This window comes from Mesorhizobium sp. L48C026A00, assembly GCF_000502375.1.
Taxonomy (GTDB): domain Bacteria; phylum Pseudomonadota; class Alphaproteobacteria; order Rhizobiales; family Rhizobiaceae; genus Mesorhizobium; species Mesorhizobium muleiense.
The window spans coordinates 1-23,277 of record NZ_AYWU01000041.1 but is presented as its reverse complement, the minus strand read 5'-3'; the positions used below and the strand labels follow the sequence as shown (position 1 = coordinate 23,277).

At 59.1% G+C, this 23,277-nt stretch carries 17 protein-coding genes and 8 pseudogenes; 9 read left to right on the top strand and 16 right to left on the bottom strand.

Annotation, left to right across the window (positions count from 1 at the left end):
- Positions 1 to 109 precede the first annotated feature (109 nt).
- Positions 110 to 1,936: an asparagine synthase (glutamine-hydrolyzing) gene (gene asnB / locus X738_RS77285; protein ID WP_031256900.1), complete on the bottom strand. Its 1,827-nt coding sequence runs from the start codon at positions 1,934 to 1,936 to the stop codon at positions 110 to 112.
- 1,652 nt (positions 1,937 to 3,588) lie between these two features.
- On the opposite strand from asnB, the pseudogene X738_RS89445 reads away from it, so the two are divergent.
- A pseudogene (locus X738_RS89445) lies at positions 3,589 to 4,294 on the top strand (IS6 family transposase).
- Between the two features lie 220 nt (positions 4,295 to 4,514).
- Here X738_RS89445 and X738_RS77275 read toward each other — a convergent pair.
- From X738_RS77275 to aepX, 14 genes and pseudogenes are all read right to left on the bottom strand, one after another.
- Positions 4,515 to 5,456, bottom strand: coding sequence for an ABC transporter ATP-binding protein (locus X738_RS77275; protein ID WP_198032934.1), 942 nt, complete (start codon positions 5,454 to 5,456; stop codon positions 4,515 to 4,517).
- A gap of 110 nt (positions 5,457 to 5,566) precedes the next feature.
- Positions 5,567 to 6,583: an ABC transporter ATP-binding protein gene (locus tag X738_RS88900; protein WP_023803494.1), complete on the bottom strand. Its 1,017-nt coding sequence runs from the start codon at positions 6,581 to 6,583 to the stop codon at positions 5,567 to 5,569.
- Positions 6,584 to 6,617: 34 nt separating this feature from the next.
- Positions 6,618 to 8,105: an ABC transporter substrate-binding protein gene (locus X738_RS77265; protein WP_023803493.1), complete on the bottom strand. Its 1,488-nt coding sequence runs from the start codon at positions 8,103 to 8,105 to the stop codon at positions 6,618 to 6,620.
- Between the two features lie 92 nt (positions 8,106 to 8,197).
- Complete coding sequence (locus X738_RS77260) at positions 8,198 to 9,103, bottom strand: ABC transporter permease (protein WP_023803492.1); 906 nt, start codon at positions 9,101 to 9,103, stop codon at positions 8,198 to 8,200.
- Entirely contained in the window at positions 9,103 to 10,017 is a 915-nt protein-coding gene (locus X738_RS77255; RefSeq protein ID WP_023803491.1) for an ABC transporter permease, read from the bottom strand. The genes X738_RS77260 and X738_RS77255 overlap by 1 nt, the downstream gene beginning before the upstream one ends.
- Before the next feature lie 157 nt (positions 10,018 to 10,174).
- Positions 10,175 to 10,336, bottom strand: a pseudogene (locus X738_RS88895) (helix-turn-helix domain-containing protein); the annotation flags it as partial.
- A 139-nt stretch (positions 10,337 to 10,475) separates the two neighbouring features.
- A pseudogene (locus X738_RS85525) lies at positions 10,476 to 10,811 on the bottom strand (transposase); the annotation flags it as partial.
- 218 nt (positions 10,812 to 11,029) lie between these two features.
- Positions 11,030 to 12,369 (bottom strand): annotated as a pseudogene (locus tag X738_RS77245) (IS1380 family transposase).
- A gap of 119 nt (positions 12,370 to 12,488) precedes the next feature.
- Positions 12,489 to 12,902 (bottom strand): annotated as a pseudogene (locus X738_RS83845) (transposase); the annotation flags it as partial.
- 160 nt (positions 12,903 to 13,062) lie between these two features.
- Positions 13,063 to 14,616, bottom strand: coding sequence for an asparagine synthase-related protein (locus tag X738_RS0144370; protein WP_198032932.1), 1,554 nt, complete (start codon positions 14,614 to 14,616; stop codon positions 13,063 to 13,065).
- Positions 14,617 to 14,974: 358 nt separating this feature from the next.
- Positions 14,975 to 15,610 (bottom strand): CDP-alcohol phosphatidyltransferase family protein, encoded by a 636-nt coding sequence (locus X738_RS77235; RefSeq protein ID WP_023803482.1) that lies wholly within the window; start codon positions 15,608 to 15,610, stop codon positions 14,975 to 14,977.
- Positions 15,607 to 16,425 carry a phosphocholine cytidylyltransferase family protein gene (locus tag X738_RS77230; RefSeq protein ID WP_031256887.1) on the bottom strand — a complete coding sequence of 273 codons (819 nt, stop codon included), beginning with the start codon at positions 16,423 to 16,425 and terminating at the stop codon, positions 15,607 to 15,609. The genes X738_RS77235 and X738_RS77230 overlap by 4 nt, the downstream gene beginning before the upstream one ends.
- 25 nt (positions 16,426 to 16,450) lie before the next feature.
- Positions 16,451 to 17,659, bottom strand: a complete 1,209-nt coding sequence (locus X738_RS77225; RefSeq protein ID WP_023803480.1) for a pyridoxal phosphate-dependent aminotransferase — start codon at positions 17,657 to 17,659, stop codon at positions 16,451 to 16,453.
- A gap of 16 nt (positions 17,660 to 17,675) precedes the next feature.
- Positions 17,676 to 18,638 carry a phosphoenolpyruvate mutase gene (gene aepX, locus X738_RS77220; RefSeq protein ID WP_023803479.1) on the bottom strand — a complete coding sequence of 321 codons (963 nt, stop codon included), beginning with the start codon at positions 18,636 to 18,638 and terminating at the stop codon, positions 17,676 to 17,678.
- Positions 18,639 to 18,984: 346 nt separating this feature from the next.
- Between aepX and X738_RS77215 the strand changes: the two are divergent.
- The 7 genes and pseudogenes from X738_RS77215 to X738_RS77190 all read left to right on the top strand — a co-directional run.
- Positions 18,985 to 19,362, top strand: a pseudogene (locus X738_RS77215) (TCP-1/cpn60 chaperonin family protein); the annotation flags it as partial.
- A 2-nt stretch (positions 19,363 to 19,364) separates the two neighbouring features.
- Complete coding sequence (locus tag X738_RS87870) at positions 19,365 to 19,895, top strand: hypothetical protein (RefSeq protein WP_245277851.1); 531 nt, start codon at positions 19,365 to 19,367, stop codon at positions 19,893 to 19,895.
- The gene (locus X738_RS89440) at positions 19,793 to 20,293 is read left to right on the top strand and encodes a glycerophosphodiester phosphodiesterase family protein (protein ID WP_352909103.1); all 501 of its coding nucleotides are present in this window, start codon (positions 19,793 to 19,795) and stop codon (positions 20,291 to 20,293) included. Before X738_RS87870 ends, X738_RS89440 begins: the two co-directional genes overlap by 103 nt.
- Positions 20,187 to 20,591: a hypothetical protein gene (locus tag X738_RS85520; RefSeq protein ID WP_023803476.1), complete on the top strand. Its 405-nt coding sequence runs from the start codon at positions 20,187 to 20,189 to the stop codon at positions 20,589 to 20,591. The genes X738_RS89440 and X738_RS85520 overlap by 107 nt, the downstream gene beginning before the upstream one ends.
- The gene (locus X738_RS77200; protein WP_023803475.1) at positions 20,588 to 20,878 is read left to right on the top strand and encodes a hypothetical protein; all 291 of its coding nucleotides are present in this window, start codon (positions 20,588 to 20,590) and stop codon (positions 20,876 to 20,878) included. The genes X738_RS85520 and X738_RS77200 overlap by 4 nt, the downstream gene beginning before the upstream one ends.
- 330 nt (positions 20,879 to 21,208) lie before the next feature.
- A pseudogene (groEL, locus tag X738_RS77195) lies at positions 21,209 to 21,454 on the top strand (chaperonin GroEL); the annotation flags it as partial.
- Positions 21,455 to 21,571: 117 nt separating this feature from the next.
- Positions 21,572 to 21,919, top strand: a complete 348-nt coding sequence (locus X738_RS77190; protein ID WP_031256886.1) for a hypothetical protein — start codon at positions 21,572 to 21,574, stop codon at positions 21,917 to 21,919.
- 173 nt (positions 21,920 to 22,092) lie between these two features.
- On the opposite strand, the gene X738_RS83835 is transcribed toward X738_RS77190, so the two are convergent.
- A complete protein-coding gene (locus X738_RS83835; RefSeq protein ID WP_245277853.1) occupies positions 22,093 to 22,221 on the bottom strand; it encodes a LuxR C-terminal-related transcriptional regulator in 129 nt (42 codons plus the stop codon).
- 28 nt (positions 22,222 to 22,249) lie between these two features.
- Here X738_RS83835 and X738_RS77185 point away from each other — a divergent pair.
- Positions 22,250 to 23,151: pseudogene (locus X738_RS77185) on the top strand (site-specific integrase); the annotation flags it as partial.
- Between the last annotated feature and the right edge of the window lie 126 nt (positions 23,152 to 23,277).

The window sequence follows — 23,277 nt, the reverse complement described above, 5'->3', positions numbered from 1 at the left end:
ACCTCTCTGCACTCCCATTCAGCCGTTGCAACAAAACCAGTTCGCGACAGAGCCCAACGCCACATGCGGCATCAGGGTCTCCTTTGCCCCCAATGCGTATTTCGCCGTCTCAGACTGTGAGGCTTACATTATAGTCGGTCAGGAAATCGTCCAGAGTAAGGATATGCTCCACCCACCTGGTGCTGTCGGTCGCGTTGAGCAACGTGCGGGAGCCATCGACGGAGAGCAGTGGTGCCACTGCCGCATTACGGTCATTCAGGAGCTCGGTGAACCGGTCGCGCAGCATTATGTCGTAGATCGGATCCTGGATAGCCGGATACCCGCTCTTGACGCGCTGGACCACCGACTGCGGTAGCAGGTCCGCGGTTGCGGCCCGCAGCAGACTCTTCTCACGCTTGTCGAAAGTCTTGTGCGACCATGGGCAGCCGAACACGTACTCAACGAGGCGGTGGTCGCAGTAGGGGACCCGCACCTCCACACCCAACGCCATGCTCATCCGGTCCTTGCGGTCGAGCAGCCTCGGCAGGTAACGCGTGAGGAAAAGATAGCAGACCTCACGCATGCGACGCTCGTGCGGATCGGCCGAGGCCGGCCCGGTCAGGGTGGGTACTTCCGCAAGTGCCCTGCGGTACTGCTCGTCGATGTAGCCGGGAAGGTCCAGTTTCTCGAGCAGGTCGGGATCTAGGTACTGCCAGCCGGTATCGACGTCCAACCAGGGAAACGTGTCGGCCTGAACGTGCACCGGATCGTGGAAGTACGAGTAGCCGCCGAAAACCTCGTCGGCCGACTCTCCGGACAGTACCAACGTCGCGTGTTGCCGGATCTCCCGGAACAGCAGATAGAGCGAGCTGTCTTTGTCGCACAAAGTGAACGGCAGGTCGCGGGCGTGGAGGGTGCTGGCCCGCACGCCAGGCTCCATGAGCTCGTGCGCGGACAAAGTGATGTTCATGTGGTCCGTAGTAACGAACTTCGCAACCTCCTGCACGTACGGACCGTCCGGTGTGGCGTACCCCGGGCCGGGGGTAAAGTTGTCGGTATAGCCGACGAAGTCGAGGGCGAAGGACCGGATCCGTTCGTCGCTGAAGCGCGCGGCAAGTGCGGTCAAAGCCGAGGAGTCAAGCCCGCCCGACAACAGCGTGCCTAGCGGCACGTCGGCGATGAGCTGCCGCTGGATCGTGTCCTCAAGCAGCTCCCGGACGCGCCGAACGGTGGTAGGCACGTCATCGGTGTGCCCGCTGTCGGCGAGCTGCCAATAGCTCATCTGCTGGATGCCTTCGCGGGTCACGCGGACGATGTGGCCGGGCCGTACCTCACGCATGCCACGGAACACGGAGTTGTGTGGGTCGGCGACGGAACAGAGGGTGCGACGAAGCCCGTCGGCGTCCAAGGCCCGCTCCGCGAGACTATTGGCGAGGATCGCCTTTGGCTCCGAGCCGAACAACACTCCATGCTGGGTGGGATAGTAGTAAAGCGGCTTGATGCCGAGCCGGTCGCGTACGAGAAGCAGTTCGCGCTTGGCGGTGTCCCAGAGTGCGTAGGCGAACATCCCGTTTAGTTCGCTCACCCCAGTGCAGGGGTCGCGTCGGCCCCACTCGCGGTGGGCGTGCAGCACCACCTCGGTGTCACTACTCGTCTCGAACCGATGGCCCAGGGCGACGAGCCGTTGACGCAGCTCGCGGTAGTTGTAAGTCTCGCCGCCGTAGACGAGCACCAAGGCGGGTTCGCCGTCCTCGTCGAGCGTCATCGGCTGGCGACCGCCCTGGATATCGATGATCGCCAGGCGGCGGTGTCCCAGTGCCGCAGGCCCGTCGATCCAAGTCCCCTCGTCGTCCGGACCACGATAGGCCATGGTGGCCGTCATATCGGCAAGCTCCCGTCGCGCGTCGGGACTTCCTAGGTCACGAGCGAAATCAATCCATCCACAGATGCCGCACATATTTTGACTCCTTGCTTGGGTAACTGTCGCGCAACTTCGGGCATCCGGGACACCGCACCCCGCGAACACGCGACATCCTTTATGGCCACCTCATCGGCTCAACTCGAGTAAGCTCGATCGATTGTGACGGGTTTCCAACACGCTGCCCCTAGCTGCACACTCCACGCAATTGCACCGACCCTTTCTAGTAGCTATTCCAGAGATCGTGGCCCCATTGCTTTCAGTTGGAGGCGGGAGCAAGCCCGGCACCTTCTCTGCGGCCACGCCGAGACCCAGGATATTCGCGTCGTCCCTTGGCAGGCCTCGCAGAGAAGCATACGGGCAGACCGGCGCTCATGCGGGCCGGTAGGCTCAAGTCCAGCGCGCCCAACCGCGACCCAAGCTTCATGTTGAAGACGGTCGCGGAGTATTCGTGCTGCGACTTCCCGTTGAGCATGATCTTTTGGCCGGGCGTGTCGCCGTTAACGTTGATCATCATCCAGGCATGACCGTTCTTATCGGCGCGAAGATCGAGTTCGACACCATGGAACCGTACTTGAGCGCGTTGTCGGCCGCTGAAATGGTGTTTTCGAGAATGCACTTGGAATTATCGAACAGGCCGCGGTGCGGCGTACCTGCTTCCGATGCGGATCGATGCTGCGGGTCTCAGTCTCGGTTCTGGTCAGGAAAAGATCCTTCCCGTAACCAGCGTTGTCGGTTTCGTTCTTAGGCGTCGCCGAGAGCGGGACTGTCTAGACCGAAGTTGGATTTCCAATCGGCCTTGTTACCGGCCGCCAACCACTCGGTGATGGTTTTGTTGACGGTGCCGTCGACTGGATCGTTCGGATCACTGGAGCCAAACTTTTGGTCGTCTCCCGACAGGTGGGAATCTGTAGAGCAACGGGTTCGCCGCCCGGCTGCACCCCGCCGATTTGGGTTTGCTCGCCAGCCTTCGCCTTGTCCCATGCGATAGCATTGGTGGCACCTAGCCCTCCAGCAGGCGTTGAGGCGAGAATCATGGTCATAATGAACTCTAGCCGGGCCGACCGCTTGCACCGGTGGCGTGCAATGAAGGCGAAAACGTTGCGAAAGGCGCCGCCACGCAGATCAGTCATTGTGTTACCTTTCTACATTTCATTCATTGCGGTTCGTGCTACAGGAAAGCCGTTCGGCAGCTGTCGCCGCTTCGTACCCAGGCACCGCAAAACCCGTGCCACTTCGGCCGCCTGGGATAATTTGCAGTTTCTTTCCAAGAGATTGGCCGAAGCGATTTAAGAGATGGCCAAGCAAGTCCGTGTCGCGGACCCGACAAAGGCGCCCTTACTCGACCCGGACGCTGCCGATGAAGCACCAAGTGCCCCACTGCGCGCTGTGGCTGAAGATGCGGATTCGCGCGAGGGTGGCCAGGATCGTCCCGCATATCGATCCAGCGAAGAAGCCGGAGCGCGCTTACCGCGCGTGGAAGCCCCATCTGGTTTTGTTGCAACGGCTGAATGGGAACGCAGAGAGGTCTGACACGAGCCCAATCACGCGGCAAGGATTTGGAACGGATCTGTTGCAACCTTTTCCTTACCAGCGCTGTGGCAAGGAGCCCTCGATCATTTCGGAGGGTTGCAATGTTCAAAGGCCGTCAGTTCGACCAATCCGTGACCCTGCTTTGCGTGCGCTGGTAGCTGGCCTACAATCTCAGCCTGCGTGATCTTGAGGAGATGATGGCCAAGCGCGGCATTACGGTCGATCACACGACCATCCACCGCTGGACCGTTCGTTTCGCACCGCTACCTGCTGGAGCATTTCAACCGGCGCAAGCGTAGCGTGACCGGGAAGTGGCATGTCGACGAGACGTACATCAAGGTCCGCGGCCAGTGGATGTATCTTTACCGCGCCATCGACAGTGTCGGCGACACAGTCGAATTCTGGTTGCCCTCGGCCAAGCGGTTCTTCAGAAAGGCGCTGGCACGTCATGGCCGGCCCGAGCGCGCCGTCATCGATGGTAGCCAAACCAACCAGGAGGCTATCGTTTCCTGTGACATCACAAATCGCTTTCAGGATCGTTCCCGGCGTCGGCTGAAGCCGATCCGGATCCGCAAGAGCAAATACCTGAATAACCGGATCGAAGATCGAACGGGACCATCGGCGCATCAAGCGCCGCATCCGGTCAATGCTCGGCTTCAAACCACCAGCATCAGCCCCGATCATCCTAAACGGCATCGAAATGGTTCACATGATGCGTAAGCAACGGGCGAGGTNACCACCAGCATCAGCCCCGATCATCCTAAACGGCATCGAAATGGTTCACATGATGCGTAAGCAACGGGCGAGGTTCGCCTCAATCCGAATCCATCCTTGGCCGAGCAGTTCCAAATCCTTGCCGCGTGATTGGGCTCGTGTCAGACCTCTCTGCACTCCCATTCAGCCGTTGCAACAAAACCGTACAAGAACCGGAGCCAAGCTCGTCGCTGCAGGCCATTCCGTGCCGGCATTTGCAAGCTCTGCCCTAGAGATTGGGTAAACACGATTATCCTCGCCCGATACCTCTGGAGGCATCCAGCGCTCACGCCGTGGATGATGTTCCAAAGAAAGTCTGCGACGCAGCAATTCAAAATTGCCCCTTCAAATCGAAAGGTACACGTTTGATGCATGCCGTCCAATGTCCCGGCGCAACCTGCCGCAGTGCCGTTGAAGCCGTTGCACATTCAGGGCTGGCGATCGGGCACCTGGTTCTAAAGACGCAGCCGGATGGCGGTGAAAGGGCACTCGGCACTTCACCTTTCAGGAACACCCGGTTTCGTCGTCGAAGGCTTGGATGTTCGACCGGCAGTGCGGCCAGCAAGGCTTCGGTATAGGGATGCGCAGGCGCATCCCAGAACATTGCCGAAGGGGCGATTTCCATGATCCGACCGAGATACATGACGATCACCCGGTCGGCGATATGGCTGACCGCGCGCAGATCATGCGAGATGAAAAGCATCGTCAGGGACAACTTGTCCTTCAGATCCAGGAGCAGGTTGAGGATCTGCGCCTGAACCGAAACATCGAGAGCCGAAATGGGCTCATCGGCGACGATAAAATCGGGCTCGGTCGACAATGCCCTGGCGATGGCAATCCGCTGGCGCTGGCCACCGCTGAAGCTGTGCGGATAACGGGAGCCATGCGTGGAGGACATTCCGACCTGGGAGAGGACTTCGGTCACGCGCTCGATCCGTGCTCTCGACGTCAGATGAGCATGATGTATCGACAGCGGTTCACCGACGATTTCCCCGACGTTCATGCGTGGGCTGAGGCTGCTATAGGGATCCTGGAACACCATCTGCATATGCCGCCGAAAGGAGCGCATTTCCTTTGGCGTCAAGGTCGTCAGATCGATCCCTTTGAACCGAACCCGACCCGAACTCGGCGGGGTCAGCCGCAGCAAGCTGCGCCCCAATGTCGTCTTGCCTGAACCGGATTCGCCGACCAGAGCGACGATCTCACCAGGAAATATCGAAAACGATGCCCCGTCGACGGCTTTGATGAATCTCTTGGAACGGAACGGCGACATTCTGCGGAGCGGCAGATGGACGCGAAGATCCTCGACCTCGAGCAGAGACGGAGCGCTGAACGCCGGGACCGCACCGCCATCGGGCGTGTCGAAATGGGCAAAGGACGCATTCATGCTACTGCCTCCGGCTGCGCATCCGCAGAGGTGATTTCACGCCAACGCCAACAACGAACGCTGTGTCCGTCAGCCATGTCGAGTTCCGGCATGTGGCGTGCGCAGTCCGCCACCGCATGGCTGCAGCGCGGACGAAAGGAACAGCCGGTTGCCAGATGAGCAAGTTCGGGAGGGCTGCCGGGAATAGCGGAAAGCCGGCGCGGAAATGCACGGCCGGACTGCAATTGCGGCCGCGCTTTCAGCAGCCCGCGTGTGTAAGGCATCCGTGGCGTGTCGAAGATCTGCATGACTGCGCCCTCCTCGACAATCCGGCCGGCGTACATCACAACGACCCGGTCAGCGATCTCGGCAACGACACTAAGATCATGCGTGATGAACAGCATGGCCATGCCGGTCTCCTGCTGTAGTTCGTGAAGAAGAGCGAGAATTTGCGATTGGACCGTGGCATCGAGAGCCGTCGTGGGCTCGTCGGCGATAAGCAATTTCGGCCGACATGATAGAGCAATCGCGATCATTGCTCGCTGGCGCATACCGCCGGAAAGCTGATGAGGATAGTCATCGAGTCGCCGCTCGGCATCGGCAATGCCGACGCGGTCAAGCAGTTCTCTGGCCTGCCTTCGAGCGTCGCGAAGAGTGCATCGTTGATGGGTCAGCAGAACCTCCATCAACTGGTTGCCGATCGTGTAGACCGGATTGAGCGCCGCGGCAGGCTCCTGAAAGATCATGGCGATGTCGTTGCCAAGAATGCTGCGCAGGCGGCGCGCCGGAATATGGAGAAGGTCCTCTCCTTGATAGAGGACCTTCCCCGCAACGATCCGCCCCAGCGACTTCGGTATAAGGTTCAGGATGGAAAACGCGGTTGCCGATTTGCCTGAGCCGGATTCTCCAACAAGGCAGACCGTACTCCTTTGTCGAACCGAGAATGAGACCCCTTCGACTGCTTTGACAGTTCGGTCATGGGCATAGAAATGGGTGCGCAAATTTTCGACGCGCAGGAGCTCGCTCTCATTCATCCTGGATTCACCTGATTGCTGCGGCTCTGACGGTTCACTTCGTGAAGTGAATGTTGTCTGGGCGGAAATCCATCGTGTACTCCGTGTTCGGAAGCCACTGGATACCGGACTTCACGCCATAGAAATCCGGCGCGCGATAGAGGTAAGTTCCGGGGGCATCTTCTTCGAAGATATCGATCATCTTCTGGTAGATGTTGTAACGACGCTTTACATCGAGGGTGGTCTCGCCCTGCTCGGCCAGCTCGTCAAATTCGGCCTCGTCTTTCCACAGCTGCTTAGACCAGGTCATATAGAGGGTGACCGCGGGATCTGTCGGTACGACCCAGTCCGAGGCGTTTTTGACGGTCAGGATCGGAGCGTCCTTCTTAAGTTTGCTCCACCCTTCATCAACTCTTACACTGGCGTTCACGCCAATCGCTTTCCACATCTCTACGACAGCTTCGGCAACAACAACGCCATTGGTGTAATAGACGGGATGTGTCACGTAGAAGATCGGTTCGCCTTTGTACGACGACTCCTTCAGTAGCTGTCTGGCACGGTCGGGGTCGTAGGCCAAGGCCGGGCGATCGGGATTGTAAAGCTCGGGTCCCCATGCCTCATACTGCGCGGAATGCGGGATGGTGGCCTTGCCATCCCAGAGGGCGTTCGCGAGCAGTTGGCGATCGATTGCAAGGTTCAGGGCTTGACGCAGTTTCTTGTCGGCCATCACCGGGTTGTAGGTGTTGTATTGAATGAAGTGATGGTTTGCCATGGTGCGGCGGATTTCGCAGCAACCAAGATTTTGGACAGCAGCCAATTGGTCCGGCGGCAGGCTGTTGATGATGTCCACTTCGCCATTCGCGAGCGCCGTTATTCGCGCCGAAACCTCAGGGATGGCCTTGAAGGTCAATGTGGAGACTGTCGGCCGTCCGCGGAAATAGGAGTCGTTTGCCTTGAGTTCCATGCTTTCATCAGTCTGGAGTTTGACAAAAGCGAACGGTCCTGTTCCGACCGGCTTCTGTCCGAATCCCGCCTCTCCGACCGACTCGAAATAAGCCTTCGGCACGATGTCGCTGGTGTGATACGCCAACAAATGAAGCAGAACAGGGCTAGGTTCCTTGGTAGTGATCCGCACGGTCAGGTCATCAACGGCGTCGACCCGTTCGATGACCTTCAGAAGGTTTCTGGCACTGACGTAGTCGGACGCCGGATCGAGGATGCGATCGAAAGTGAACTTGACGTCAGCACTCTTGAGTGGCTGACCGTTGTGGAAATGGACATTTGGCCGAAGAGAAAACTCCATCGTGCGGTCGTCGATCCGCTTCCAGCTTTGTGCGAGGCCCGGAACGAGCTCATAGGCCGTCTGGTCCTTGCTTTTGGAGAAGTCTCTCGCAACAAGTGTGTCGAACATGTTGTAGGTGATCGGTATGTCAACATTACCGAGCGCCTGGGCGGGATCGAAGTTCGCACGAACCGTGTTGACGCCGACGGTCAGTGGTGGCCTCGTGTCGTCCTGCGCGACCGCGAAGGTCGGCAACAGCATAGCAACTGCTAGAACTAGATATCGCATTAGGGTCTCCCAAAAAAGGTGGATGATCAGGCATTCCTGCAGGAATAGAGTGAGGGCTGCACCATTTACGTGCGGCTCCGGGGATCGAATCTGTCGCGCAACCAATCGCCGACCATCGATGCTGCCAGCGTGATTGCGACGATGACGACACAGGGAAATGCCGCCAGCCACGGTGTGGTGATCAGGTAGTTCCTCGACTCGCCGAGCAACGAACCGAGAGAAACATTTGGAGGCTGAATACCCACGCCAAGGAACGAGAGCGACGATTCCAGCACGACGAGCTCGGCGAAGCTCAGGCTGGCCAATACGATGACGGGCGACAACGTGTTGGGAAGCACATGACGCATGGCGATGCGCCAGGGGGAAGCGCCCGAGGATCGAGCCGCTTCCACGAAACTGCGTCCGCGCAGGGCATGCACCTGGCCCCGGACCACCCGAGCATATTTGTAGTAGTCCGCGAACCCGATAATGAGCACCAGAACAAGCGGACTAGGTCCGATGAGGGCGACCGCAGTCAATGCCACTAAAGTGACCGGCACCGACGCCTGCGCATCGACCACAGCCATGAAACAATCGTCGATCCATCCTCCGGTGCTTCCTGAGACCAGCCCGCTGAGCGTGCCGGTGATGACCCCGACGAGGACTCCGGCACCAGCAATGAGCAAGGTGGTTTGGGTCGCGAACAGAAGCCGAGAAAACAGATCTCGTCCGAGATGATCCGTTCCAAGGAGGTATTCGGTCGTTCCCCCGGCAAACACCGGTGGCCGAAGTCGGTGTAGGAGGCTCTGGTCGGCCATATCATGCGGTGCGATCACCGGAGCGATTGCGGCGAGCAATGCTATCACCGCAAGGATGAGGCATGAGACGATCGCCACGGTCGGCGGCCGACGACGCCTTCCAATATTGGTGGGGACGATACCTTCGTCGGTTTGGGAAGGGATCAATCCCGGCGCGCTGGTCTCGATGCTCATCATGAGCTCCCCCGCACCCGCGGATCCAGCAAGCCGTAACCCACGTCAACGAGAAGATTGGTGAGTATGATTGCTGCCGAAAACACGAGAATTCCGAATTGCAGCATGGCGAAATCGCGGTTCATGACCGCGTCGATCACAAGGCGTCCTGCTCCAGGCCAGGAAAACACGGATTCCGTCACCACGGCGCCGGCGATCAGGCCGCCAAGTTGCAGGCCCAGAACTGTCAATACCGGGAGAATCGCGTTTCTCAGTCCGTGCTTCACCACGACACGGAACGGGCTCAAGCCTTTGCTGCGCGCATAGCGCATATAGTCCTGCGACAGGACCTCCAGCATGCTGCTTCGAACGAGCCTTGCAATGTTGGCTGAGGTAGCAAGAGCGAGGGTTACCACGGGAAGGACTAGATGTTTCCACGTGCCCATGCCGCCGCTCGGTAGAAGCTTCAGGGACAAGCTGAAGATCAGGATAGCGGCAATGCCGAGAACGAAGTTCGGGATGGCTTGCCCGACGATTGTTCCGGTCGTGAGGAAGCGATCAAAGACCGTGTTGTGATGCAATGCCGCCCAGAGGCCTGCGGACATGCCGATGGCGACGGACAACACGAAAGCTGGAATGGTCAGGAGGAGCGTGTTGGGAACGCGTTCCACGAACAGTTCGACCACGGGTCGGTTCGAGAAGAAACTCTGCCCGAAATCTCCGCGCAGCAGTGCGGCGCTGTACCGGACGTATTGCGTCCCCACATCATCATCGAGTCCGAGCTTTGCCCTCAGCTCAATCCGTTGTTCCTCGGGAAGTTCGGGCGAAATGAGGAAGGACGTGGGATCTCCGGTCATGCGTGTCGCAAAAAACACAATGGTGAGGATCGCCCACAAAGTGATAGCACTGCGCAAGGCTCTCAAGATGAAAAACACCAACTCTCTCCACCACACAGCAACAAGCTAAATTTCATGATATTTCGGCATTCGACAGAGGAGGTAACCAGATGTCTAGGTTTCTTTAGTTTGCCCGTGTTACGTTTTGATGACAGTAGCGATGCGAAGTGGGGGCATAACCTGTCCCTCCAGACACAGGCCGAACGGACCGTGAGCCTTCATCCCGGACACGCATGAGCGTCTGCCGGCTGGTCGCGAACTTTTTGGCGACGGCCGAAACACTCATTCCCGTTGCGAGATTGTCGCGCACGTCCTGCTTCTATTTTTCGTTGATCGTCGACGGGCGCCCGAGAGCCTTGTTGAGGATGGTGGAGGCGATGGCAACTTCTGGGCGGGAAAGGAGAGCTGGCCCCCGCAGACGCTTTCCGATGACGGCCCTGAATCGCCCGATGGGCTGTCTCGACCAGAGACCGCTTGCCGCGGCCGGTGGAGGCTTGCCATTTCATCCGTATCTCTTTGGATCGCTGCAATGTGGTTGTCCCGTCGGTACGGCATTTCAGCATCTGCCAGTTCGACCGCGTTGGCACGCGGCGGAATGACGATTGCGGCAGCAGCGCTGTGGTTGATGACGGAATCGTAGGTTGGCTTCCGTCATAGGCGCCGTCGACAGTGAACTGTCTGATCGGACCGTCAATCTGGTCGAGCAGTGGGCCCACCTGAGAAGCATCGCCGGTGTCCTGGTCGGTCAGGGTATGGGCGATGGTCTCACCGCTATCGGCATCCAGCGCCAGATGCAGCTTGGGCCAGCAACGGCGGGATTTGGCACCATGCATCTTCTTTAGCCATTGTCCCGCGCCATAGACCTAGCCCGCATTATGCAGCCCTTTGACCCGTTCAGCGCGGGCGCCCGGATTTTTGCCGGGAATTTCGGATTTCATAGTCTTCTTGACACACTTCCGCATGCCCCGACTGATTCCGGAGGTTGGATGAAGATGTTTGCGGGTTGACGGGCGGGGTTCGGAGTTTCGGAGGCATTGTGGAGCCCCGCTGCTCAGGTAACGAGGCGGTGGATTCGGGCGAGCGCGATCGGCATGATCGTTTGCACCGGGCACGATGTTGGCAGGTGGATCTTGATCATGGTCTTCAGCTCGACGATGCGGGCCGCGATCTTGACCAGTTTCAGGCGCAGGGCGTCGAACTGCGCCACACGCCATATCGAACGCTTGGGCATGGACATGCGCAGCCCCCACATGACCCAATAGGCGCTGGCGTGCAGAAACAGCCGGACCTGATTGGCCGTCGCCTTCGTGCAGACGTTCGGTCGGCGGCCAGATGCGTCTTCCAGGATTTGATGTGGTTCTCCGCCTGACCGCGCCGACAATAGACATCCTGATAGAGAGTGCGGGGAGTGCCGCGTTTCAGATTGGTGACGATGGAACGCGTGTCCGATCCGTCCGCGCCGACCTCGACGCGGGCGATGATCCGCTCGACACGGTTCCAACTCTTGGCCCCGTCTTAGAAAGACCTGAAGCGGCGGGCTTTCCCTTTCTCCGTTGCTGCCTCGAAGACTTTCTTCGTGCCGGCTTCGAGGTCCAGGATATGACGACGCAGGGGCGCCGTCGGCGCGATGCCCAGGATGTAGTCGATGTGGTTGGCGTGGCACCAGTCGAGCACCTCCGGCCCGCAATAATGACTGTCGCCGCGCAACAGGATTTCCGTCTTCGGCCAATGGCTCCGGATCGCGCGCAGCAGACGGCGAAGAAGGGGCTTGATCTCCTTGCCGCTCGGACGCTTGGCCGGCCGAAGGACGCAGGTGATGAACCGGCCTTCGCCATCGAAGACGACGATGGGCTGAAAGCCATACTCGTCATAATGCGCATTGAACACGCGCAACTGCTGGCCGCCATGGACGGCGTCGAACGTGTCGTCGACGTCGAGCACGATCCGCTTGGGCACCTGATGGAACGAGCCACAGTACAGATCGACCATGGCGCGGGCCATCCGCAGCAGAGCCCGCGTGTCCGGCAAATTTTCCAGCCGCGAAATCGTCGATTGAGAGCACAGTTCCCGGTCGGACGGCGCCAGGGCGAGCGCCATCTTGAACATCGGATCGCTCCGCAAGCCGGAGGCATCGTTGCCATCCTCAGAACCGGCCGCGATCATCAGCAGGCGAAAGCGGATGATGTCGGCCAGACTGTGAGTGATCTGGTCTGGCGCACGCGGATCCTTGATGCAGGCGGCCAGACGCTCGGCCACCTACAAACGTTGCTCGGTCTCACGCAAAAGCAACAAGCCGCCGTCGGACGACAGTTGCCCGCCGTCGAACTTAGCCACAACGGATTTGCCGGCGATGGGTGACAGGCCGGGCAGCATAGGGGTAAGATCGGACATGGCGGATGTGGCCTTGAGAAAATCGTACGAACCGGTCTGGACAACAGATTTTACGATATTTCAATGACTTGTGCCACATCCGCCTACCAGCGCTACCAGCGCTGCATAATCCGGGCTAGAAGGCCAGTGCTGTCGATCAGCACGTGCAATGGTCCGTCCGGTGACGGCTTATGGGCTGGCGTCTGGTGCAAGATTGCCATGTCCGTGCCCGCTGGCTCAGCGTCGCGTGATCGTGAACAGCAAAGTCCAGGTTCATCAACTGCAGAAACCATACCAATAGGCTTTCGACCTGGGGCAGTCGCAGACCAAACACTAGCCCCAGCGTCAGGTCTCGATCGCCAGATCGGAATAGCGATGCTGGCCGCCAATGTCTTGCGCCTCGGCGCTTGCCGTTTGGACAGGGCTTCCGATGTCACCCACAGGGTGAGGCTGCCACGTCGACGTAACCCCGCTTCATATTCCGGCCAGTTTCTCACTTTGAACTTCGTCTTGCCGATACGGTGACGGCGGCCGGAATTGTATTTGAAAGGCATGACAGCGGCACAACTGTCATTAAGGTTGCAGCCTACATATACGTCCAGCACCTAAACGATCCGTGCACCAAAGCCCGAGATTAGCGAACGTCACCACGCCGATAAGATACTCATCGGTCATGCCGATTCGCTCCAAGTCGGGTCTTCCCTGATGTCTTCCTTAGATAGGCTTTGACTGGGACGGTGCATTCGCAAAGGCATCCGTCCAAATCTCAAATATCAGCATGTTCCAAAGGGTCTGGAACCGCGCCTCGGTGAAGTTGTCTTTGCTTTCGGATATACACGCCTGCACATCGTCAGGTGATACGATCGCATGTCGTTCAACACGGTCCTTCGTCAGGTACCGTCGCGAGAGTTCCAATAGGGTGTCGCGCATGTCGGCATCATAGCGCAGTTGTTGAATCCCCTTCGGCCGATGAAGAATTTCAGGAGGAAGCAGACTGCTGATGCTCTCCCGGAAGAAAGACTTGACATGACATTCCGTCACCTTTTGTCGAGCGGGGAGGCGTAGGGACAAGTCGAGCAAGGATCGTCTCGATAGTGGCATAACCAACTGAAGGTCCGCGCGTGAAGCGAGTAAGGTCTGCGCACCGATACGTTCGTCCCAGTCGGTGAGGGATTGGCGAAGATTTTCGAAAAGGAGGTCTTTGGGACCTTTTCCTGATTGGTCCTTGCGCGAAACGTCATCGCGCACGTCGTTCATCCTAAGCCAAAGATCCCTATGGTAAGGCATGCCGCCAAAAAGCGTGTCGCTGAGATTGCCCGAAAAAAGGGTTTGCACGGACCTCGACGCGTCTCGCCACAAGGCGAAAAGGCAGGGAAATTCATCATAGCCGCCCGGATTACCCAGAACTCGTACGACTTGCTGCATGAGGGAAGCCAAGTCTTGCGCGCCGACGATAATTTCGTGATGCTCCAAGCCAAGATGGGAGGCGGTCGCGCGACCTCCTTGGATCTCCGGGTCCTCCTCGCCGTAACCAACGGTGAAGCTCCGTATGACACGGCGCGGATCGGCTTTTTGCAGCAGCGCTGCGATCGCGGCGGAGTCGATACCGCCGCTGAGTGAAACGCCAATATCGCCTTGCGAACGTTGAAGTGATTCCGCCACAGTCCGACGAAGAAGCGACAACAATTCGTCGGACGACAGTGGGTCTCTGGGCTGAGTATACTCAATCGCCTGAGGCTGCAGGCGACGAAAACAGTGCAACTCATGACCGAATATCTCGACGAAGCCAGCTCGCGCTGGCCGTATATCGCGATGGAAGGTCAATCCAGCCGGCGCCCAACCACGCTCGATGAATGCACGAACGGCAGCGACATCGAAGGCGGGATGAAGTTCCGGCAGCTTGCATAGTGGTGCGTAGGTCGTGGAAAATGCAATGCCAGACGGGAGATGTGCGATGAATAGCGGGCGGGTCCCGAAGGTATCCCGTGCAATGTGCAATCTGCCACTCGCGGCGTCGTGCAGGGCGATGGCAAATTGACCATCAAGGTCGTCGAACGCGTCTTGTCCGCGTGATCGATATTCCTGCACGAAACGATCAGGATCGAATGCGATGCGCTGACGCTCTTTCGTCGCAATATAAGCCACTTCATCGAACAACAGACTCACACTACCACGCCGGAATTGCGAAAGTTCATTTGGCAGATGGTCACCGTCGTAACGAGCTTTACCTTTTTCGCTGAGCTCGCGGCTGCCGAACTCGCTGGTCACGGAGAACTCGCCGTGCTCGTACCTCCCTACGATCGCTATCATTGCATTCAGCCCCCAAACTATGATTCCGCGGCGCGCGGCAAAGGCCAGAAGGACGCCAAAAAGCTGGCGTAAGGGAATGTCCGTTCGCGAATCGGGGCCCGGACGCCGTCCATGTCGGAAACGTTCAAAACCGGCAAGGTAGCGACCCTCTTAAATACGTTTACGTAGGCTCGGCAAAGAGTTCGCAAGGGTCTGGCAGCCTACAGCCGGCTACCGGGCATGCGAACATATTGGCTGTGCTGTGATAATGGGAACCCCGGTCCCGATCAGTGCGATCTCGTTCATCCCATTTCCCCACTTGCTCATCTCGCGAAACTCAGTTTGCCGGAACCGAAGCTCCGATTTCTTGCAGGGCAACCAAGGCCATAGATGCAGCGATAGCGCAGGCGGTGGCTATCGGGACCGCCCTTCCCCGGATCGACGGGACACGAATAATTGTCGTGACGTGGAGCACTGCCAACGCGATGAACAGCATCGCCACCGTTGCTGCGAAAGAGGTCGGCGAGAGAAAAGGTCTAAGGAACAGCAGTAAAGCAAGGAGCGGAGTGTCGTAAGAGACTGGAATGCCGGTGAAGCGCGCGTCAGCCGTCAATCCAACGTTCTCGAAATAGCTGAGCCTGATGGCGCCCGCCAACACAAGAATCAAACTCGCTATCAACGATAGGACACTCCCCTCGCCGATGAGAATTATCACGGCCGCCGGGAAGACCACTCCATGAAGGAAGTCGCCGAACCCGTCGAAGCTCTTTCCGAAATCCGCCACCCCCGGACGGCGAAGGTGGCTCGTCTTGCGCGCAACGTGCCCGTCCCAATGGTCCAAAAACCAGGTCCAGAGCATGGCTGCGACACCGAGCTCGATCCTTCCATTGAGGGCGAGGTACAGCCCCACGACCGCGAACAAGAAGGCGAGCGCCGTGATGGCATTCGCGTAATCACGCAGGTAGCCGATCATCTCCTTGCTCCTGCCGCGAGTTTGGCTGAGGATGCACCGGGTAATGCAAGTGCCGGCGGCAACCTGAAAATCTCCTCTGCCAGCCGCAGATCGACTTCGCTGTCGATCTCGAACCAGCGGGTGTCGCTGCAGTCAGCCGCCGAAAGCAGCAGATCGCGGTTATCCACCAGAAGGGCCAGAATCTGTTCGACATAGGCGGTCCGTTGCCCGCTTTCGACTGCGCGATGTAGCGCCGGCACCAGCTGCTCATGCAGTGCCGCCGCAGAGAAATGGACCAGATTGATCGTCTTGAAGAGACTGTTTGCCTGCGCCTGGGCCGGCGTCTGGTTCATCACGAACGTTGTCACAGAGTGATCTCCGGCCAATTCGACCGCCGACCCACTCATAGCTTCGGTGAAGACGGCTACCGCCGCCACATTCTTTCTCGTCGCCGAGACAGTCCGAAGCGTCCGTTCCAGCACCTCGCGCTCAAAGAACACGTCGCCTTCGAGGAGGACAGTGTCGCCGGCAAGCATTGTGTTCCGCGCCAGCCAGAGCGAATAGGCGCTGCCGGTCCGGTCAAAAATCGGATTGTTGACATACTCGATTTCCACCTCCTCGAACCGTCGGCCGCACGACTGCTCGATGGCTTCCTTGCGGTAGCCCACGACAATGGTCGCTTCGCAAATCCCGAGCTCGGAGAGCTGATGCAGCGCGTTGTGCAGCATAGGAGTGCCGTTTACCTCCACCAGAGGCTTCGGAACGGCTTCCGTGTACGGGCGCAGTCTCGATCCCACGCCTGCGGCGAGAATGACGGCCCGAGTACGGTTGCTCATATCAAATGTCCTTCTGATGGGAGGCTCAGCCAGCCACTTGTCTGGTCTTGAGGCTGTTCAACGTCTCGACGACCCTCTTCAGTCCCTGCCCCAGCTGGCTTGGGGGCACCCCAAATGACAGACGCAGACCATTCGGATCACCGAAGGCGCCGCCAGCGACGGAGCCCACGTCGGCTTCCTCAAGGAGCAACCGGGCAACGTCGTCCGTGGTCCGCACGTGCCCCGCCTGCGGCAGCGAAGTGATCAACGTGCTCAGGTCGAGATAGAAGAAAAACGAACCCTCGGCGGGCGGCGCATCGACATCGCGCAGGCCGGACAGAATGCGCAGCCCCATGATGCGAGCATCCGTCAATCGCCGGTGCATCTCCCGTTCAAAACGGCCATCACCAACCTGTAGGTGATGCAGAATGGCATGTTGCGCAATCACGTTGGGGTTTGAAGTCGTGTGACTCTGCAATTTCTTAGCTGCGGAAACGATCTCCGGCGGCGCCGCAAGATAGCCCAGGCGCCATCCAGTGATCGCCAACTCCTTAGAGAAGGCATTTACCAGGATTGTCCGCGACCGAACCCTGGGATGGGCCATGACAATGGACTCATGGCGTCCGCCGGTGAAGACAAAGCTGGAATAGCATTCGTCGGAAACGATCCAGAGCTGGTAGTTGATTGCTAGGTCGCCAATGTCCTGGAGCGTCGTTCGATCGTAGACAGCGCCTGTGGGATTGTTCGGCGAGTTGATGATGATGGCTTTCGTGCGCGGTGTGACGGCGGCGCGGATTGCGACAATGTCGGGAACGTAGGTTGGCGGCCGGGCATCAACGAATACGGGCTTTGCGCCGGCAAGAAGAACTTGGGACGGGAATGTCGGCCAGCACGGGCGAAAGATGATGACCTCGTCGCCTGGGTCGAGCACAGCCAAAGCAGCATCGAGCAATCCTTGCTTTGCGCCCGCCGTGATGACGATATCGCGGGTATTCCAGCCAAAGCCTGTTTCGATCGTCAGTTTTTGCGCGACGGCTTCCCGGAGCGGTGCCAGGCCGATTGAGTCCGTATAGCGGTTGGTGCCGGCATTGATTGCGGCGATCGCTCCGTTGCGAACTGACGTAGGCGGCTCGATGATCACCTCGCCGGCCGCCAGATCGATGATCTGACGGCCGGCCGCAGCAGCAATCTTGGCTGCCTCACGGGCGGCGGCAGTGCCCGGACCTGAAAGCAAAGACATCCGTTGCGCAAGCATGTGCGCCCTTCTTGAGCTAATTGTCGATTGTTTGAAATTGGTCCGAGTCGCTCTGACGCCGCTCTACTGTCCGCTGCGGCAGATACTGTTCTTCCGCCTGAGACAGTTCGTCGTAGCCGATTAGCCTGAACAGCTCGTCGAGGCCGGCAATTTGGTCCTCGATCCCGGCGACGCTTTCTTCCGACCGAATGCGGCCGCAGATGTCGCGCATGCCAGCGATCGCCGCCCGCATCGAATGGTTGGCCCAGATGACGGTCGAAATGCCGGCATCACGATAGACCGAAGCCGACGTTTTGTAGTATTTGGTGGGGACGATGACGACCGGCAGCTTGTTGTTCCATTCCTTCGCGAAGCTCAGGATCTCGTCTGCAACGGCCTCGCGGGAGTGGATGAGGATTGCGTCGGCGCCGGCCTCTGAATAAGCGTCGGCCCGGCATAGCGCCTCATCGAGACTGTGACCGGCGATCAGCGCCTCGATGCGCGCGACGACGACGAAATCCGGTCCCGTCGTGTCTTTCACAGCCTCGAGACGGCCGCAGAACTCGTCAATGTCAGCGAGCAGATGCCGATCGCCGACGAAGGAGTTCATTTTCGGGAACCTCTTGTCTTCAAGGCAGATGCCGCTGGCGCCGCGTTGCTCCAGCTTCCGCGCGACCAACCGAGCATTGTTGAAATTTCCGAAGCCGCTGTCACCGTCGACAAAAACAGGGATGTTCGTCGCATCGACTATGTGCTCGACGACGTCGACGACTTGCGTCCAACTCGCTTCGTTGGCGTCCCGATAGCCAAGCGCCGAGGCGATGCAAAGACCAGAGGCCCAGAGCCCTCGAAAGCCGGCACGCTCGGCAATCGCTGCCGAAAGCCCGTCATGCGCTTCCATCAAAAACGTCAGTTCGTTCGAAACAATGAGCTCGCGAAGGGACGTCAATGATGCGGTCACCGGCAAGACTTCCGCCCCGAACGAAATCGCCTTGCTCATTGTATGACCGCCTCCATAAACTCAGGTCCAATGAACTCGGTGAAACGGGACGAATACTCATCGACGCCCTGACCTCGCTGGAGAAAAGTCCTTGGACCTATAGATGCGCAACGAATCTCTGGAAGCGGCTCCGGAGCGCATGCTACAGTTCAGGCAGCAAGAGCCATGCCAGCTAAAAGGCCGTCGTTATTGCAATAGGTTGGCTTTGCGCGGCTGGTTCCGTTTGTTAGCCACGATACAATTCTGTCGGGATCGCGACAGAGGGAAGCTAGATCACAGTGCCAGGGTAGCAGATGCCTCGTAGGCGTATGTCCAGGGCCAGGCGAGTTCTTCGCCGGCAACACCAGCCAGCGTCCCCCAGATCAAGCAGCAGATCGAGGAGACCACCTCGGACTACGACAAGGAGAAGCTACAGGAACGTCTCGCCAAGCTGGCGGGCGGCGTTGCGGTGATCCGCGTCGGCGGTGCGACCGAGATCGAAGTCAAGGAAAAGAAGGACCGCGTCAATGACGCCCTCAACGCGACCCGCGCGGCCGTCGAAGAAGGCATCGTTCCCGGCGGCGGCGTCGCCCTGCTGCGCGCTTCGCTGAACATCAAGGCTGTCGGCGCCAACTCCGACCAGACCGCTGGCATCAACATCATGCGTCGCGCGCTGCAGGCTCCGGCCCGTCAGATCGTGGCCAACGCCGGTGCGGAAGCATCGATCGTTGCCGGCAAGATCCTCGCGTGGCCATGGTTCTCGCCTCTACGTTGGCGGGCGGGCTGAATGCCACAAATGCTATTGCATCAGACAAGGCGAAGACTGGCCTCCAAACTCGGAACAACCCGCTTCAGCCGGGCGACGAGGTCGTCGCTTTATCAATTTCGGCCCGTTGCGAGACGACCGCAAGATTTGGTTCCAATGATCCGAATGATCCGGTCGACGGCACCGTCAACAAGACCATCACCGAGTGGTTGGCGGCCGGCAATAAGGCCGAGTGGAAAGTCGACTTCGGTCTGGACGGCCCCGCTCTCGGCGACGCAGAAGACGAAATTGACGATTCCGGCTATGGCACGAATCTCTTCCTGACCCGGCCGGAGACCAAGACAGCGGCATTGATCCACACCGAACGCAGGTACTGCCCCACCGCGGCCTGTTCGATAATTCCGAGGGCATTCTCGAGAACACCATTTCAGCTGCCGACAACGCCCTCAAGCATGGGTTCCATGGTGTCGAATTCGACCTGCGTGCTGACAAGAACAGCCATCCCTGGATGATGCACGACGCGACGCTCGGGCGCGTCACCGGCGATCCGAACAATTGCCAGATCTCGGAGGTCTCTTCCGAGGAAATCAAGAATATGAGCCTCTCGATATGGAATCCCATCACGAACGAACACACGCCGGCACTCGATCGCAACGGCAATCCGCAAAAGACAGAAGACCTCCAGAGTATTATCGATTATGTTCGCGCGACAAAAAAAGGCGGCGACGAATTCAACGTCCTCATTGACCCAAAGGACGAAGGATCGACGATCGCCGCAATCAAGTCGGTCTCGGCACCTGGAAATGCTGGACGTGCGCAGCCACCTAGGCATCAAGATCTATTCGACCTATGTCCCCACTACCGATCGCGTCATTGCGAACTGGGACAAGAAGACCACGAATGTACTTAATGCGCTGGAGCTGGCCAACGTCGCCGTCCAGGACAACAAGCTAAACCTGATCCCGGTCCTCATCACGACCGAAGACGTCCGGTCTTCTCACATCATAGACGACTCAGTCACCCAGGCCGTCAATTGGCTGACCTCCTTCGACAAGCTGGGCGACCTCGCCATGGTAGAAATCTCCCGCTTCAAGGGAATCGCTACCTCAGAGGAGATGAATCAGGTGCCCAAGAGAATCAGGCGGCGGGCGAGAAGTTCGCCAGCACGCCTCTCACAATGTCCTATATCTCAGAAGCTTTCTCCGTGAACGGCCGGAAGTTTTACTACGGCCGTCAGGGAGTGCCGATCACGCTGCCCGGCCGTCCCGACATGGATTTGCGTGCCACTTTCGGCGCGCTCGAGCGTTATGCAGACGTGCTAGTGAGCGACAATCCCTATCTAGAGACGCTCTATGCGGGTGGCTTTATCAGCGAAGGCAATCACGCGGATTATACCTTCCCGACGGACCCCCACTACAATCCGGCCTCTATCCTTGACGCGCCCAAGGATATCGTTGGCAAGCCAAGCTGGAAAGCGCCGGCGACTGGTCGATAGCCACGCCAACTCAATTGGCTGCCGTTGAGCCGGCGCCAAACCTGCCTTGAATCGGGCTGCCGGCCGTTTACAAGTACGGCCGATCCGACGGGGAGATCCTGCGAACCGAAATGATGACGAAGGAGAGTTGTCGGTAATGACCACTACGGCCGCCCGCTCCCCCAGACGGGTGCCGTAAACCGCCAGCAACAGAAGGCCCTGGAGCCGTCAGGCAGTCTTGAGTGAAGGTTCTGCCAAACTCCTCGATCTCAGCGGGAGGCCTCTGCGCATTGGAGAGAGTGGCGAGCCCGAAAAGATCGTCGCGATGCCTTGGCGGTCTTCAAATCGACCGCGACCTTCGGCTACAACGCCCAGACCGGCGAATATGGCGACATGATCGCCATGGGTATCGTCGATCCGGTCAAGGTCGTGCGCACGGCTCTCCAGGACGCGGCCTCGGTCGCCGGCCTGCTGGTCACCACCGAAGCCATGATCGCGGAGGCTCCGAAGAAGGAGTCGGCTGGCGGCGGCATGCCTGGCGGTATGGGCGGCGGCGGCATGGGCGGCATGGGCGGCATGGGCGGCATGGATTTCTAATCCACGCATCTCAACAATTTCGGAAGGGCGGCAAGCAATGCCGCCCTTTCTTCGTGCCCATTCCGCCGGTTGTCGGCGACCCGCAAGCCGGGGTATATGCCCGCCAAGGGTGTGCTTATGTTTGAACGGATTCTGCCTTTTTTCCTGGGGCTGGCTTTACTGTTGGGTAGCGGCTGCGCGCGCAGCGACGATGGTACGGTGATTATTCCGAGATCGCTTGATGCCAGACGATTCTTTGACAAAGAGCCGCCACGCCTGCAGCAGCCACAGATCGAAACCAGCGTGTTTCCGGTTGCGCCACAGCCGGAGAGGCGCGAACCGCGCCGTTCGGCAAGTCAAAAGACATCAAAGAGAGGCGTTTGGCGGGCCGCAAGTCCTCCGCTCTCCTCTTCCGAACCACACAAGCCGCTTGTCTGCAAGAACGTCAGCGAGCCCGGCAAGCGCTACCGTGTGGTTTGCGAATAAGACACTTGGTTTGGCCAGCATTCTACCCTCAGAGCGTCGCGGTGCCTTTCCGGATCAGGTTGTCCTGAGCGACGTCTCCCTTCTTTCCCCATGATCCAGTCATTCATCAATCCCAGCTTCACGAAACGGAACGAGTTTTGCCGGCGGCTTCCCGCGAAGCGCTTGGCTACCGATCAGAACAGTCTTTGAAAGAAAAGGCCGCGCTCTGCCGCGATCGCAACCGCATGGGCCAAGCTCTTGGCACCCAGCTTGGCCCGTGCCAGATCAAGATGAAATCGGACCGTGCGAGGGGATAGCGACAGTATCTCTGCGGTCCGTTTGACCTTCTTCGGGCTTTATATCGCCGCCTGCGCGTCAGGTACGGCCACTGGCGACAAAAAGCCCAACACCGTTTCAACCATTGAGCGCCGCCTTTCGTCACTCTCCTGGAATTTTGCCCAGCGCGGCGAACCGCTGAACCGCAAGGATCGGCATATCGCCACGGTGATGGCTGGCATTCGCAACACCCACGCCTCCCCTCCCCGGCAGAAGGAAGCGATCCTGCCCGAGGATCTGATCGCCATGCTGGAAACCCTCGACCGCGGCACGCTGCGCGGGCTGCGCGACTGCGCCATGCTGCTTCTGGGTTTTGCCGGTGGGCTGCGGCGCTCGGAAATCGTCGGGCTCGACATTGGTCGCGACCAGACCGAGATTCTTCTGGCTGGATTGAGTTTTTTCCTGACAAGGGCGTGCTGGTGACCCTGCGCGGCAAAACCGGTTGGCGCGAGGTCGAGGTCGGCCGCGGCTCCTCCGACGCCACCTGCCCGGTGGTCGCGCTGCAAACCTGGCTGAAGCTGGCGCGGATCGGCCATGGCCCTTTGTTCCGAAGGGTAATAGGGCAAGGCAAAAAAGTCGGCGCCGATCGGCTTAACGACCAGGAAGTTGCGCGGCTGGTCAAGCGCACGGCGCTCGCAGCCGGCGTGCGTGGCGATCTGTCGGAGGGCGAACGCGGTCAAAAGTNGCTGGTCAAGCGCACGGCGCTCGCAGCCGGCGTGCGTGGCGATCTGTCGGAGGGCGAACGCGGTCAAAAGTTTGCTGGCCATTCGCTGCGCGCCGGCCTCGCGTCCTCGGCCGAGGTCGACGAGCGCTATGTGCAAAAGCAGCTCGGTCACGCCTCGGCCGAGATGACGCGAAAGTATCAGCGCCGGCGCGATCGTTTCCGCGTCAATCTCACCAAGGCGTCCGGGCTCTGAAAAGCCCCCTCCCCTGCCCCGTTTTGTCCGCTGGGATGAGGCGGTCAGATCTCAGGCGATAACAATACCTCATCGAGCACAGCGAGCGCTGTATCCAGACTATCGGCGGCCGACGCTTCCGTCAGG